1 pseudogene is annotated in these 820 nt (G+C 73.7%); it reads right to left on the bottom strand.

Features of this window, described 5'->3' with window-relative positions:
- Positions 1-820 (bottom strand): annotated as a pseudogene (locus tag ACXAID_RS28275) (chromosome segregation protein SMC); the annotation flags it as partial.

Raw genomic sequence — 820 nt, 5'->3', positions numbered from 1 at the left:
GGGCGCGGATCCGCGCCTCGCGCTCGGCGGCCGCCGCACGACGCAGCGAATCAGCCCGTCCCCGAACCGCGTTCGCGCGCTCCTCGGCGGTACGAACGGTCAGGCGGGCCTCCACCTCGGCCGAGCGGGCCGCTTCGGCCGCCGAGGAGGATTCCTCACGGTCGACGGGCTGGACCTCGAACATGGGCTCCTGCTGGGCGTTGTGCAGTCGCTGTTCGAGGTCGGTGAGCTCCTCGACGGTCTGAGTGCGCCCGGCCTCGAGCTCGTCGCGCTGTTTGATCAGCCGCTGCCACTCGTCGTCGGCCGCGCGGGCATCCTGCCCCAGCCGGCCGAGCTGCTCGTAGATCGCCGAGATCGCGGCGTCGGATTCGTTGAGCGCCGCCAACGCCTGTTCGGCGGCATCCTGCCGGGCGGCCTGCTCGTCGAGGGCTCCGGCCAGCGCCGCCGACAGTTCCCCGGTCTGGCGTTCCGCGGCGGCCAGCTCCGCACGCGCCTTGTCGACCTCCAGGGTGATCTCCAGCGTGCTGGGCCGGCGGTCGGATCCCCCGCTGACCCAGCCGCCGCCGACCAGGTCGCCGTCTGCCGTGACGGCCCGCAGATCAGGCTGTGCGGCAACGAGATCCAGCGCCGCGGCAAGATCGCCGACCACTGCGACACCGGTGAGCATCGTGGTCATCGCGCCCCGGACGCTCGCGGCGATCTCGACCACGTCGGTCGCCCAGACCGCGCCGGCGGGCAGGGTGGCCGCCGACTGTGCCCGCAGCACGGGCCAGTCCCCCAGGATGATGGCGGCGCGCCCGCCGTCGGCCTCCTTGAGTGC

The sequence above is a fragment of the Mycobacterium sp. ABE4_509 genome (genome assembly GCF_056160785.1).
The sequence above is the reverse complement of the archived record's forward strand: the minus strand, read 5'-3'. Positions and strand labels throughout refer to the sequence as shown.